The sequence below is a fragment of the Streptomyces sp. JH34 genome, assembly GCF_029428875.1.
In the GTDB taxonomy this organism is placed as follows: domain Bacteria; phylum Actinomycetota; class Actinomycetes; order Streptomycetales; family Streptomycetaceae; genus Streptomyces.
Genome location: NZ_JAJSOO010000001.1, coordinates 915,167 through 927,932, shown reverse-complemented (window position 1 = coordinate 927,932; position 12,766 = coordinate 915,167). Strand labels below are relative to the sequence as shown.

15 protein-coding genes and 1 pseudogene are annotated in these 12,766 nt (G+C 69.3%); 5 read left to right on the top strand and 11 right to left on the bottom strand.

Going from position 1 to position 12,766, the window contains the following annotated elements; genetic code table 11:
• The 7 genes from LWJ43_RS04295 to LWJ43_RS04265 form a co-directional block, all read right to left on the bottom strand.
• The gene (locus LWJ43_RS04295) at window positions 1–657 is read right to left on the bottom strand and encodes a YceI family protein (RefSeq protein WP_277330930.1); all 657 of its coding nucleotides are present in this window, start codon (window positions 655–657) and stop codon (window positions 1–3) included.
• A 225-nt stretch (window positions 658–882) separates the two neighbouring features.
• Window positions 883–3,018 carry a UvrD-helicase domain-containing protein gene (locus LWJ43_RS04290; RefSeq protein WP_277330929.1) on the bottom strand — a complete coding sequence of 712 codons (2,136 nt, stop codon included), beginning with the start codon at window positions 3,016–3,018 and terminating at the stop codon, window positions 883–885.
• Window positions 3,019–3,064: 46 nt separating this feature from the next.
• A complete protein-coding gene (locus LWJ43_RS04285) occupies window positions 3,065–4,594 on the bottom strand; it encodes a serine/threonine-protein kinase (protein ID WP_462100938.1) in 1,530 nt (509 codons plus the stop codon).
• Window positions 4,595–4,829: 235 nt separating this feature from the next.
• The gene (locus LWJ43_RS04280) at window positions 4,830–5,162 is read right to left on the bottom strand and encodes a hypothetical protein (protein WP_277330927.1); all 333 of its coding nucleotides are present in this window, start codon (window positions 5,160–5,162) and stop codon (window positions 4,830–4,832) included.
• Window positions 5,163–5,273: 111 nt separating this feature from the next.
• Complete coding sequence (locus LWJ43_RS04275) at window positions 5,274–5,768, bottom strand: ATP-binding protein (RefSeq protein ID WP_277330926.1); 495 nt, start codon at window positions 5,766–5,768, stop codon at window positions 5,274–5,276.
• 183 nt (window positions 5,769–5,951) lie between these two features.
• Window positions 5,952–6,362, bottom strand: a complete 411-nt coding sequence (locus tag LWJ43_RS04270; protein WP_277330925.1) for a VOC family protein — start codon at window positions 6,360–6,362, stop codon at window positions 5,952–5,954.
• Window positions 6,363–6,474: 112 nt separating this feature from the next.
• Entirely contained in the window at window positions 6,475–6,834 is a 360-nt protein-coding gene (locus LWJ43_RS04265; protein WP_385452656.1) for a helix-turn-helix domain-containing protein, read from the bottom strand.
• A 127-nt stretch (window positions 6,835–6,961) separates the two neighbouring features.
• Here LWJ43_RS04265 and LWJ43_RS04260 point away from each other — a divergent pair, with 127 nt between their 5' ends.
• On the top strand, window positions 6,962–7,342 hold the full coding sequence (locus tag LWJ43_RS04260; protein ID WP_277330923.1) for a hypothetical protein: 381 nt from the start codon (window positions 6,962–6,964) through the stop codon (window positions 7,340–7,342).
• Between the two features lie 34 nt (window positions 7,343–7,376).
• Here LWJ43_RS04260 and LWJ43_RS04255 read toward each other — a convergent pair whose 3' ends face one another.
• Window positions 7,377–8,471 (bottom strand): MarR family transcriptional regulator, encoded by a 1,095-nt coding sequence (locus LWJ43_RS04255; RefSeq protein ID WP_277330922.1) that lies wholly within the window; start codon window positions 8,469–8,471, stop codon window positions 7,377–7,379.
• Between the two features lie 20 nt (window positions 8,472–8,491).
• Here LWJ43_RS04255 and LWJ43_RS04250 point away from each other — a divergent pair, with 20 nt between their 5' ends.
• Window positions 8,492–8,836, top strand: coding sequence for a hypothetical protein (locus LWJ43_RS04250; RefSeq protein ID WP_277330921.1), 345 nt, complete (start codon window positions 8,492–8,494; stop codon window positions 8,834–8,836).
• Between the two features lie 13 nt (window positions 8,837–8,849).
• Here LWJ43_RS04250 and LWJ43_RS04245 read toward each other — a convergent pair.
• A pseudogene (locus tag LWJ43_RS04245) lies at window positions 8,850–9,297 on the bottom strand (transposase); the annotation flags it as partial.
• A gap of 148 nt (window positions 9,298–9,445) precedes the next feature.
• Between LWJ43_RS04245 and LWJ43_RS04240 the strand changes: the two are divergent.
• Window positions 9,446–10,327, top strand: coding sequence for an IS5 family transposase (locus tag LWJ43_RS04240; protein ID WP_277330920.1), 882 nt, complete (start codon window positions 9,446–9,448; stop codon window positions 10,325–10,327).
• A gap of 34 nt (window positions 10,328–10,361) precedes the next feature.
• Here the strand turns inward: LWJ43_RS04240 and LWJ43_RS04235 are convergent, their stop codons facing one another.
• Window positions 10,362–11,087: a hypothetical protein gene (locus LWJ43_RS04235; protein WP_277330919.1), complete on the bottom strand. Its 726-nt coding sequence runs from the start codon at window positions 11,085–11,087 to the stop codon at window positions 10,362–10,364.
• Between the two features lie 113 nt (window positions 11,088–11,200).
• Between LWJ43_RS04235 and LWJ43_RS04230 the strand changes: the two genes are divergently transcribed.
• Together LWJ43_RS04230 and LWJ43_RS04225 are read left to right on the top strand one after the other, a co-directional pair.
• The gene (locus LWJ43_RS04230; RefSeq protein ID WP_277330918.1) at window positions 11,201–11,803 is read left to right on the top strand and encodes a P-loop nucleotide/nucleoside kinase family protein; all 603 of its coding nucleotides are present in this window, start codon (window positions 11,201–11,203) and stop codon (window positions 11,801–11,803) included.
• Window positions 11,800–12,108, top strand: a complete 309-nt coding sequence (locus LWJ43_RS04225; protein ID WP_277330917.1) for a hypothetical protein — start codon at window positions 11,800–11,802, stop codon at window positions 12,106–12,108. Before LWJ43_RS04230 ends, LWJ43_RS04225 begins: the two co-directional genes overlap by 4 nt.
• A gap of 267 nt (window positions 12,109–12,375) precedes the next feature.
• Here LWJ43_RS04225 and LWJ43_RS04220 read toward each other — a convergent pair whose 3' ends face one another.
• Window positions 12,376–12,675, bottom strand: coding sequence for an NIPSNAP family protein (locus LWJ43_RS04220; RefSeq protein ID WP_277330916.1), 300 nt, complete (start codon window positions 12,673–12,675; stop codon window positions 12,376–12,378).
• Between the last annotated feature and the right edge of the window lie 91 nt (window positions 12,676–12,766).

The window sequence follows — 12,766 nt, the reverse complement described above, 5'->3', positions numbered from 1 at the left end:
TCAGGCAGCGGGCGGAGTGCGGATCGCCGCGATGTCGAACTGGAGGCGCAGCCGCTCGCTCACCATGGCGCCGCCCTCGGCCAGCCGGGCGTTGTAGGTGAGACCCCAGTCGGACCGGTTGATGGTGGTGGTCCCGTCGAACCCGACACGCTCGTAGCCGAAGGGGTCGGTGACGTAACCGATGTACGTCAGGTCCAGGACCACGGGCCCGGTGACGCCCCGGATCGTGAGGTCGCCCGTCATGCGGTAGACGTCCTTGCCGATGAGCTGTACTGCGCTGCTCGTGAAGCCGATCCGCGGGTGGTTCCTGGCATCCAGGAAGTCCCGTCCGATCAGATGCGCGTCCCGCTGCTCCACACCCGTGTCGACGCTCGCGGTGGCCATCGATATCTCGGCCCGGGAGCGTGCCGGGTTGCGCCCGTCGAAGTAGAGACGGCTCTCGTACTCCGTGAACGAGCCGCGCACGGTCGTCACCATGGCGTGCCGTACGGAGAAGCCGATCCTGCTGTGCGCGGGGTCGATCATCCACTCCCCGGTGAGAGCGGCCAGACGGGGGTCGGGCATGACCGAGGCACCGGTGCCCGCCTGGTCGGTGGTGGACTCCTCCGGACGAGGCTCCGGACGGCGGAGCAGGGAGCTGCGACTGAAGAGGTTCATGGACCAGTTAGTTACTCTGAGGTAAGTCGCACCCGCAAGAGCTGATCAAGGAACCCGAACATTCATGGTCGGACCTTCACAAGATGATGCAGCGGCGGTGGCAGAGAGTTGCCGCACCCTTGCGAGACGCTTTCGTCGAAGACGTGCGACGGTGCTCCGCCCGGGCGGTGTCGGACCATGGGGCGCCGTGGGTCGTGCCGGGAGGGCGCGTCTGACGTCGGACCTTCACAGCCCTGCCTCCACCAGGAACTCACTCGGGTCGCCCCACCACGACACGTACAACCCGTCCCGGGCGCGGGTGCACGCGACGAACAGCAGGCAGCGCTCCGCCAGGAGGTCCGCGTCGTGCTGGAGCCGGTCCACCTCGGCCGCGGTGACCGCCTTCGGGAACGGCAGGGCTCCGTCACTGACGCCGATGACCGCGACGCACCGGAACTCCAACCCCTTGAAGGCGTGCATCGTGCCGATCTGCACGCTCTCCAGGCCGGTGGACGAGTCACCCCGGAGCCGCACGGCAGGGAGACCCGCCGCCCTGAGGCGTTCCACCGCCCTGTCGCAGGTCTTGTTGAACCGGGCGCTGACCCCGATCTCGCCCGGCGCGATACCGCTGTCGAGCCAACCGCGGACCCGTGTGACCAGCGCGTCGAGCTCGGCGTCCTCCGAATCCCCGCCGAACGTCTCGGGCCCGCTGCCGTGCAGGGCCGAACGGTAGCCGAGCAGGGTCTCGTTACGGGCGTCGTCCGCCAGTTGCTCGAAGGGCCGGCCGACGAGGAGCGCGGTGGACCAGCTGAGGATCTCGTGGGTGGAGCGGTAGTTCTTGCGCATCTTCGTCGACCTGCCGGTCACCCTGACACCGACCGTCCTCAGGGAGACCTTCGTGTCGTAGATGCGCTGGTGCGGGTCGCCCGCGATGAACAGGTCGTCCGGGCGCGCCGGAGCCGCGGCCCGCAGCAGCCGCCACTGGGCCGGGTGCAGGTCCTGGGCCTCGTCGACGACCACGTGCCGGTAGGGCGGACCTGAGGTCTCCAGCAGATCCGCGGCCTCCGAGCATGTTCCGAGGTAGGTGCGCAACCCGTCGGCGCCGAGCCGGTCGGTGAACTCCTCGACCGTGTGCCACACCAGAGCGCGGGCGGACGTGGGCAGAGCGCTGCCGCGTCCTCGTCGCTCACAGGCCTCGTACTGCTCCAGGGTGCGCAGGTCCTGGGCCAGGACCACGTGCTTGTACTCCTGCGCGAGGAACTGCGCGGTGCCGGTGAAGCCGGTGGCGCGGGCCGCCCTCTCCCACCGGGCCTCCTCCTCACCGCTTCGCAACGGCCGCCGCGACGTCGACACGACACGGCCCGCGAACGCGTCGACGGTCATGACGTCGACACGGTCGCGCAGCACCTCGTCCTCGACCAAGGCGGCGAGACCGGCGCGCAGTGCCGCTACCAGGGCGTTCGTGTACGTCGTCAGCAGCACCCTGTCGCCGTCGCGCAGATGGCCCAGGAGGTGGCGCACCCGGTGCAGGGCGACGACCGTCTTCCCGGTACCGGGTCCACCGGTGACCTGGGCGGGGCCCGAGTACGAGGGGCGGTAGGCGACCTTGTGCTGCGACGGATGGAGGAAGACCCGCCAGGCCGCGAACGGCTTGTCCAGGATGTCGCGCAGCTCCTCCGACGCGGTGACGAGAGCGATACGCGCACGGGTGCGCTGAATCGCTGTGGCGAAGTCCTGTGTGTCCACCGGCGGATCACCGGCGGAGACGGTGGACATGGCCACGGACACCACGTCCCGCCAGACGTCCTCGACGCTGAAACCGGCCGCCAGGTACTCCAGGACCTCACGCTGATCCTGCGGGAAGTAGGGCGCGAAAACCTCCAGCTGTTCGGCGTCGGACAGCGCGCGAGCCTGCCGCAGGGTGGTCTCGTCGATGCCGAGCGCGGCCATGTCACCGTCGGACACCTTCGCGAACAGCCGCTGATCGGGAACCGGGGCGATCCGCTCGTACGCCGGCGTGAGTTCGTCGAGCATGGCGATGTCCCGGATCTCCACGGCTCGGGTGACCGTGTTGATGCTGGCCTTCTGCTTGACCGCCCACGCGATCGCCTTGTCGTGCGGCATGACGCGCAGCAGCACGTACGTGTCACCGCTGTCCGGTGCGAGGACGACCCCGCGCGTCCCCTGATCGATGCGGATGGTCCTGATGTGCGGATCACGGGCCCGCTTGAGCGTTTCCAGTTTCAGCCCCTGGTCCTTGAACAGCTGGTCCAGGGTGAGGCGCTCGAACTTCTCCCAGGCATCGAACACGCCCTGCTTGACGCTGCCCTGGAGCTTGCTGAGCTGTGCACAGAAGTCGATGTCGAACGCGAGGTGGGGCATGGGCGGACTCTCCGGGGGAGGCTACGGGCGTAGAGGCGGTGGCGGGTCACACTGTCGGGCCGTCGAGGTCGAGCTCGATCAGGCTCAGCACCTCGGCGACTTCTGCGGACATGTCGTCCGTCGGCCCGTACACCAAGCACAGATCGTCGTGGAGGGGCGCGAGGATCAGCTGCGCCTCAGGCGCCTGTCCCTGGGCGAGCAGGAGCATGCCGATGTCCCGGCGCAGCTCGACCGCCTCGTCGCTCACGTCGCCGTCGACGGCGCGGACGATGTCCAGAACGCCCCGTAGCGCGGCCAGCGCGTCGGTCGCCTGGCCCAGTTCGGCACGGCACCGGGCAGCCTGGGCCCGGCACGCACGTGCCTGCGTACTGCTGGGGCCGCCGGTACGCGCGTAGGCGTCGGCCAGGGTGTCGAACTCGGGCAACGCCGCTCGGTAGTCGCCGCCGAGCAGCCGGATCGCGGCGCGCTGCGTCCGGAGCTCCAGGACCTTCCTGCTCTCGGCGCCGAGGGCACGCGCGGCCGGCTCGATGATCTCGCTCAGCACCTCCGCGGCCTGGGCGAACCGCTCCTCGTCCAGCAGCGCGTCGGAGTGCGCGTACGCCTCCGCGATCTCCTCGCGCAGCTGCGCGGGCACGGCGACGGGGGCCGGCTGTGCGGCGGCCGGATCGACCGTGGTGGGCACGGGCCGTCCTGCACGGGCGCGGGCACGCGGCGCGTACGGCTCACGGAAGATCGCGGTCGGATCCGGCGCTCCCTGCGGCCCTGCCTCACCGGGAGCGGGCCGCGCACCGGGCGCGGGCAGGAAGTGCCGAAGCCGCTCGTACACCTCCTGGACATCGGCGGGCCGCGCCTCCGGCGCCTTGAGCAGCAGGTGCAGGACCAGCTCCTCCAGGGACTCCGGCACGTCCGGTCGCAGCAGGCGCAACGGGGCCGGAGCGGCGTTCACGTGCTGGTACATCACCAGGTACTCGCTGTCGGCAGTGAACAGGGGCCGTCCACTGAGCAGTTCGTGCAACACGCAGCCCAGCGCGTACAGATCGGTCTGCGGACTGGTGCGCCCGCCGCGAACCTGTTCCGGTGCCATGTACTGGTAGGTGCCGATGGGGCTGCCGGTCGCGGTCAGCTTGGTGACGTCCGTGCGCAGGATCGCCGCGATTCCGAAGTCGAGGACCTTCACCGTCCCGTCCCGGGCGACCAGGATGTTCGACGGCTTGAGGTCGCGGTGGATCACCGGCACGTCGTGGGCGTGCGACAGCACGGTGGCGACCTGCGCGGCGACGGCCACGGCCCAGCTGACGGGCAGTGGGCGCTCGGGGTGGATGTACGCGGACAGGGGGACGCCGTCGACCAGCTCCATGACGAGGAAGAGCCGCTCGTAGGCGTCGTCGAGCACCGCGTCGAACACCTGCGGGACCCCGGGGTGCTGGATGCGCGCGGTGATGCGCGCCTCCCGCTTGAACCGTTTGGCGAACTCCTCGGCCAGCTGCGGTGAACCGGCGACGGCCTGCCGCCGGACCACCTTCACGGCGACGGGCCGGTCCAGGACGGCGTCGTAACCACGCCATACGTCGCCCATACCGCCGCTGTTGAGCTCCTCCAGGAGCTCGTACCGTCCGGCGATCGGTTGGTCCGGCACCTTGCCCCCGTGTGTGCGTGTGCTGGCCTAGGCGCGTTACGTGGAGCGTCGGCCTTGGCATAGTTGGGGTCAAGTGTCTCCGGCGCGGCGATCTCGGTCCAGCCGTGCAGAAGGATGGGTGGTCACGCCGTCGGTTTCAGGTCAGCGAGCGCGGCACCGGCCTCGTGGATTCGTGTCAGCTTTCCAGTTGGGATGCTCGATCTCGCAGCTCTTCCGCCATGTCGTCCCAGTCGGGGCCGAAGGAGAACAGGTCGGCTGCCGCTTCGCGTAGCAGTTCGGCATCATCCGGGCGCTGCAAGCAGACAAGCCGGTAAGCGAGATTGCGGGCCCATACCGGCATCGCCATCCAGTCCTTGGCCAGCACCTCATGCACAGCGGAGAGGATGTCTTCGGGTGCAGCGAAGGTAATTCTTTCGATGAAATCGCGCACGGGATCAGGGATCTTCGAGGTGTTCTCCTCGTGCGTCGATTCGATCAATTCATGGGTCAATCGAGTCAGGTCGGACATGAGCCTATTTCTTCAGGCGTATTCGTGCCGGCTGCCGGTGGTGTCGGTCCACGCGATGATGCGGCCCAGTTTGTCGCAGTCGAAGCGCAGGCGCTTGCAACGTGATACTGCCTACTGGCTGGAATCCTGTCGCTCCGGGCACCGGGAGACTTCGAGGACCGCCCAGACCGTCTTGCCCGGCCCGTCCGCGCAGGGGTACCAGCCCCAGCGGTCGGTGAGGGCGGCGACCAGGAGCAGGCCGCGGCCGCCGTCCTCGTCGGATGAGGCTGTTTCGGCGGGTGTGGGGAGGCGTTCGCCCCGGGTGTCGGTGACCTCGATGCGGATGGCTGTGCCCTCGGCGGTGAGGCGTAGGCGGAAGTCCCGTCCGGATACGTGGCCGTGGTGCACGGCGTTGCTGCTGAGCTCCGCGACGGTCAGCGTCAGTGTGTCGTGCGCCTCGCTCCCGTACGGGATGCCCCAGGCGTCGAGACGCTCGCCGGCCAGGTGCCGGGCGAGGCGGGCGCCGCGTGGCGTCGAGCTGAACCGCATAGTGAAGTGGTGCCAGGTGAAGCGGGGTTGTGCGGCGCGTACGGGTCGCATGGGGAGGGGTGGCTGCTTGCTGGTCATGCCTCTACGTTGATGCGACATGGCCGAGCGTGACCAGGGGTGACGCGCTGTCGCCAGGCTGCTGTACGTGATGTGCACCGGCCTGTACGCAGGAGGGGGAGCGTGCGGCGACCGTCCGGGGCGGGCGCGGCCGGAGCCGGTGGCGAACCGCCACCGCCGTCCGAGCGCCCCCGCCTTCGGTTCTCAGTCCTTCGGCTGGGTGAAGCGGAGGTGGTTGCCGAAGGGGTCGCGCAGGCCGCAGTCGATTCCGTACGGCCTCTCCGTCGGCTCGTCGGTGAACTCCACGCCCCGGGCCAGCAGTGTCTCGTACGTCTTGCGGCAGTCGTCCGTGGTGAGGATGAGCGCGCTGCCCAGTGCCCCCTTGGTCAGCAGTTCGCGTACCTGCTCCGCCGTCTCGTCGGACATCGCCGGAGGACCGGGCTTCTCCAGCAGGACCTGGCGGTCGGGGTGGCCGGGGACGCTGACCGTGAGCCAGCGCATGAAGCCCATGTCGACATCGGCATTGACCTCCAGGCCGAGCTTGCCGACGTAGAAGTCGAGGGCCTGGTCCTGGTCGAGGACGTAGATCTGTGAGTGCGTGATCGCGTTGAACATGTGGACCACGCTAATCGGCGGGACCGGAGAAAACTTATCCAAAACTGCCCGGTCGGCGGTCGGCGGTCGGCGGTCGGCGGTCGGCAGCCGGCGGCCGGTGCCGACAGGTGGCTCAGGCGCTCGGCCGCGTCCACGCCTTCGTGAAGCACGTGGGGACGTCCACGGCCGCCGACTCCTTGCGGTAGGTCCTCGGCGACCGGCCGACGATGTCGCGGAACGTGCGGCTGAACGTGCCCGTGCTGCCGAAGCCGACCTCGTAACAGATGTCCGTGACGCTTCGGTCGCTCTCCCGAAGCAGGAACATCGCCCGCTCGACGCGGCGACGCTGGAGATAGCGGTGCGGGGTCTCGCCGAAGGTGGCGCGGAAGGTGCGGGCGAAGTGGGCCGGGGAGACATGGGCGATCCGGGCGAGGGCAGGCACGTCCAGCGGCTGCGCGTACGCGCGGTCCATCGCGTCCCGCGCCCGGAGCATACGGCGGTTGGTCTCTTCGGCGGTACGGCTCACAGCACCATCCCACCACAGGGCGGCCCGATGCATCCCACCACAGGACGGCCCGGAGTCGGACAGCACTGTCGTACCCCCTCAGTAGGCTCGGACCATGAGCGTCTCCCTCTACTACCGCGCGAGCCGGGCCACGCCGCTGACGGATGTCGAGACGGCCGCTGTCGAGCGGATCGTCGCCGCCCACAGGGCGTCCTTCCCGTACGAGGACCAGGAAAGCCTGTACCTCTACGACAGCGACGACAGCCGGCCGGACGAGGTCGTTGCCGGTTCCACCAAGATGCCGTTCGACCCCGGCAAGGTGCTGCCGGTGCTCGACCATGTGCTGAGCTCCGTCTCCGAGCTGCGCCGCGCTCTGCCGGGAACGGAGTGGCGCGTGCACATGGATGACCTCGACGTCCCGTGGGATGAGACCGAGGGCTACGCCTTCCCCGGCATGCGCGATCCGGACCTGGCCACCGAGCTGGGCGGCCTCTGAGGTCCCCGTCCACCGTCGGCGACGGGCGCTGTGGTCAGGGCAGTCGTGTCAGCTCGCGGAGCTGGGCGACCAGCGCGTGGACATCGCGTTCGGCCGGCGGACCTGCGGGCGCTGCCGGAGTGGTGTCCGATGCGGCGGTGCGACAGCCTCGGCACAGGCCGTCGGGCAGTGCTTCGGGCGCGCCGGGACGGCCGCACTCGGTGCACTCCGCCAACAGGCGGCGCCCCCTGGTGACGGCGGCCGTCGCAGGGGCGGTGCTGCTGGTCAGCTGCGGTGGCAGCTTGTCGACGAGGCGGCGGCGTACGAGGCCGACGGGGGAGTCCACCTGGGCGGGGAGGCCCGCCGTGAGGGCCTGGGTGAGGTAGTCGGCATCCACGCCGCGTGAGAACCAGGCGGCGGCCAGGGGCTCAAGGACGCGGCAGTCGGCTGCGGAGAGGGCCAGGCGCGCTTCCATACGGCCGAGTTGGGCGAGCGCGAGGTACGCGGGAGAGTGCGCGGCCTGGGCCGCCCCGTGCGCGCGCTGCTCGGGAACGGCAGAGGGTGCGGGCGCGGGGTGCGTCACGCCTGCGGCGGCGGCCTCGGAGGCAACCGCGGTCTGTTGCGGGGCGGGCTCGGGCGTTGCAGCCGGTGACGTGGTCGCGTTCTGGGGTGACGCAGCGACCGGGGCCTGCGCATCGGCGTCGGTCGATGGGGGAGCGGGTGTCGCCTCGGGCGGGGGGACGCTGCCCTCGGTGGTCAGGAACGCGTCCCACCACTCGTTGTCACGCGCGGTCCGGGACCAGTAGGTGCGGGACACCCAGCGGACCTGATCCCGCTCACCGGCCAGGCAGCGCACGCGCCGCAGATGCCCCGCTACTCCAAGGGCTTTCAGGGCGCTGGAGACGGCCATCTGGCCGTACAGGGGCAGGTGTTTGGCCAGCGACTTGATGTCCATCGCCGCGCCTTCGGGGAGGGGGTCGACGTATCCGGCGATGTACCGCTCGCGCTCCGGCATCAGAGCGAAGTCTTCGGCCCAGGGTGCGCGTTGCCCTGACGCGGTTCGTTTGCCGTAGCCGGGGCGGGCCTTTGCGTACGGGCGCGAGGATGCGGGTGCGGGGAGGGCAGGGCTGGGCCCTGTCTGGCGGATCATGACGTCGTAAGCTGCAGCGCATGCACAGCACGCTGACCGAGCACGCCCGGTGTCTTTACGGAGACGAGTTCCGTCCGACTCCGGCATGCGGTCAGGAGCATCGCGAGCACTACTTTGTGGAAGAGCTGACGTTCGCTGACGCGGACGCGATCCTCTCGATGCTGCGGGAGCTCTGCCCGAACCTGGTCGACGGCCAGCTCCCGGTGTGGATCCGCAACCTCGCCTATCGGCTCGTACTGCTGCAGAGGCACGACGAGCCGGCTCTTCTGCGGGAGTCCGCGCAGAACCTGTGGCTGCACGGTCCGGACTGGGACGACATCGCGGCGGAGCTCACGAAGAGAGCCGAAGAACTGGAAGCCCGCTGACGGAACCCATTCGTCAGGGCTTGAGCCACAGGCGGATCGAGGACAAGGTCACGGTGCCCGTGAAGACGTAGGCGCGCTTGTCGTAGCGCGTGGCCACGGCCCCTGGAGTGCTTGAGCTGGTTGATCGTGCGCTCGACCTCGTTGCGCCGCTTGTACATCTCCTTGTCGAACCCTGCAGGCCTGCCGCCTCGGCTGCCTCGGCGGCGGCGGTTGGCCCGCTGGTCCTTCGGTTCGGGGATGGTGTGCTTGATCTGGCCTCGGCGCAGGTAGCACAGGTTCCGGCGGGAGCTGTAAGCCTTATCACCGCCGAAGTGGTCGGGGCGGGTACGTGGATGCCCGCCGCCTGGCCGCTTGACCCGGATCCGTTCGAGCACGGGGATCATCTGTGGGCTGTCGCCCCACTGGCCGGGCGTGATCAGCAGGGACAGCGGCCGGAGCCCCCCTTCGCCAGCGAGGTGGATAGGGCTGACAGAGAAGAGCGCGGCCCCCGGCGGGTATCCCGTGAGGTTGCCAACCGTGCCGGAAGCGCAATGGTCATCGTCCACAGCCGCCCTAGGACCTGTCCGAGGGGTCGCGTGACAGGCTGACCGGTGAATCGTTCCGTCCCGTATGGGGCGGGGTGATCTGACAGATGCGGAGTGGGCCCGGCTGGAACCGCACCTGCCGAGGAACGCAGGCCGGGGCGGGCGGTGGAAGAGCCACCGTGTGGTGATCAACGGCATTCTCTTTCGGCAACGGACCGGCATCCCGTGGCGGGACCTGCCGAGGCGGTTCGGCAAGGGGAAGACGGTGCATGACAGGCATCGCAGGTGGTCGGCGGACGGCACGTGGGACAGGATCTTGCGGGCCGTCCAGGCCGACGCCGATATCGAGGGCCGTCTCGACTGGACGATGGCGGGGGTGGACTCGACGGTCTGCCGGGCGCACCAGCACGCGGCCGGTGCACGAAAGCAGCCTCCGCGGGTCCCCGGTCAGCGGAGTCGGCCCTCTCATCATCGGGACGACGAAGGGCTGGGCCGCTCCCGGGGAGGGCTGAGCACGAAGATTCATCTGGTGGGTGAAGGTGGGCGGCGTCCGCTGGCCGTGCTGATCACACCGGGGCAGGCAGGCGACGGGCCGCGGATGATCCCGGTGCTGGAGCGCGTCCGAGTGCCGCGCCCGGCCGGCGGGCGTCCTCGTACTCGGCCGGACCACCTCAGCGGCGACAAGGCGTACAGCTCCCGCCGCAACCGCCGCTATCTGCGACGTCGGCAGATCAAGCACACCATCCCCGAGCGCCGCGACCAGCGGGCCCATCGGCAAAAGCGCGGCAGCAAGGGCGGTCGGCCCGCCGCCTTCGACCGAGCCCGGTATGCCCGCAGGAACGAGATCGAGCGAACGATCAACGCCCTCAAAGGCTTCCGCGCCGTGGCCACTCGATTCGACAAACGGGCTTACGTCTTCCACGGCACGGTGACCGTCACCGCGATCCGGCTGTGGCTCCGCTCCTGAGCCCTTCCCGCGCTTGCTTCTGATTCACCCCGGCCTACCGCAGGACGGGGCAGTTGGCGGATGTGTACTCGTCCGCGATGTCGAACACGCTGGCGCAGTGTGGGCATTCGGCCCTACCGAAGAGGTGGGCGATTCCGTTGGCGAGGGCCTCGTGCCCGTCACGGAAAGCAGTCTCGTGCATCCACCGGCCGATGCCGGAGAGCTCGTCGGAGGACGCCGGCCGCAGGCCGCGACGGTCCACGTCGCCCAGGTGCCAGTCCCGGATCGCTGAATAGCGCCCGTGGACCCCGATGGCGATCGTCACTTCCACGGCGCAGTGGGGGCAGGCCAGATGGTAGAAGTCGTCCGCGAAGTCCCCCAGGACGGCACTCCAGTGGTACTCCTCCTTGGCCGCGAGCGAATCGAGGAATGTCGCGAGGTAGTCGACCGGCCGCGATTGCAGGTGCCGGTCCAACAGCTCGCGGAACTCCGCGATCGCGTCGGCGCAGTCCGCCAGCAGATCGTCGCAGCCGTGGTGTCCTGCCGCGCGTCGCAGGACCGCTCCGGCCAGTCCACGCGCCCGTGCGCTCCTCGCGGCGAGACGCACCAGGCGCGGCAGGGCGGCAAAGCCGGCGGGGAAGACGAGGTCGTGTTCGAGGACCAGCCGGTATCCCAGTTCCTCCCATGCTTCGGCGTTGTCCTCGAGCTCCACCCCTTCCAGAAGCGCGGGGACGCGATCGACATCCCCGTAGCAGTCGTGTATCTGCGTCCAGTTCACCACCTGGGCATTAAAGCGCCCCACGGCAGCCGGGGTGGACGCCTCTGTTCCTGACCCACCGGACAGGCCCTAGGGTGCGTGGGTGATGATTCGAGACTTCTCGGGGGGCGGACTGCGTGACCACTGCTTCAGGTACGAGCAGCATCACTCTCGCACTCGTCGCCGGGTATGCCGGGTCGGGTAAGTCCGAGGCCGGCAAGCTGCTGGCGACGGCGACGGGTTGGGCCATGCTGGACAAGGACACCATCAGCCGTCCGATGACCGAGCGACTGCTGACGGCCCTGGACGGCGATCCGAACGACCGCCACAGCGCTACGTATCTGGAGCACGCCAGACCCCTGGAGTACGAGTGCCTGATGAAGGTTGTCTGGGAGAACCTCGAGTGCGGCACTTCCGTGGTCGCGGTGGCGCCCTTTCTCGCCGAGAGCGCCGACGAGCAGTGGACTTCGCGTGTCGCACGCCGGTGTCGCAGGGCCGGGGCCCGTTTCGAGACCCTGTGGGTGGACAGCGACCTGGAATCGATGCGGGACCGCTTGATCTCGCGTAATGCCGCACGAGACACGTGGAAGCTCACGCACTGGCCCACGTACACCAACGGCATCGACATCGAGCTGCGGCCGGTGACGGCCCACCATGTCATCGACAACCGGATCAGCGCGTCACGTCCGCTGGCCGAGCAGGTCGAGTCCATCGCTCAGCGGCTGCTGGGGGGCGCGTGAGCGCCATCGTCCTGTACGGACCACCGGCCGCCGGCAAGGACACCGTGACGGCAGCCCTGCGCTCAACCGATCAGCGCTTCGAGTTGATCACCAAGCTGAAGCACGGGACGGGCCGGTCCGCAGGTTACCGGTTCGTCACCGCCGAAGAGCTCGAAGGCCCGCGCCGCCAGGGCAGGATCGTCGTGGAGACCCGGCAACACGGCAACGTATATGCGGTCGACGACCTCTCGCTCACGGAACCTCAGCGTCGGGGCGGGTTCCGGTCACCCACATCGGAAACGTCACGGACATGCGCATATTGCTGAACCGGGGTACGTCCACTGCGTGGTTACGCGTCCTCCTCTGGGGCAGCGCGACGAGTGCGAGCAGCGCCGGAGCTGGACGGCCGCATCGCAAGGTCGACCGGCGGGCGCTTCCTCGCCATTCGACGGGGCCGCTCGTACCGGTCCGCGGACCCCGACTACGACCGGCTCGAAGCCCATGCCCGGGGGCGTGTCTTCCGGACCCTCGATGAGGACGAACGGCGACGGCACCCGTTGTTCCTGGCGGGGGCGTGGACGGCGCGCGTCGGCTCAGTACCACTCCTCCACCGTTCGCTCCTCGGTGCTGACGAGGTAGACGTCCGGGTCGAGGTCCATCGACTTGCGGGCCGGCGAGTCCCAGTACATCGCGTTGCGCTCGGCAAACGTCTCCTGGCCCTCGTAGGTGATCAGCCAGACGAACCGGTTGTGTTCCCGGTCGACCCAGGCGCCGCCGATCGCGAACCCCCACTCAAGACGCAGCGGCAGGATCTCGGCCTTCCACCGCTGCGCCCACTCGTCCAGCAGGCCCTCGCGGACGGTGTAGGTGCGGAGCTGTGTGGTCTTGGCCATGAGGGGTGTCCTCTCGCGGGTCGACACGGTGCGCCACCGCAGAGGCTGGGTGATCCACGGGGTGGCGGGGATGGATGAGCGTCGGCCCGCT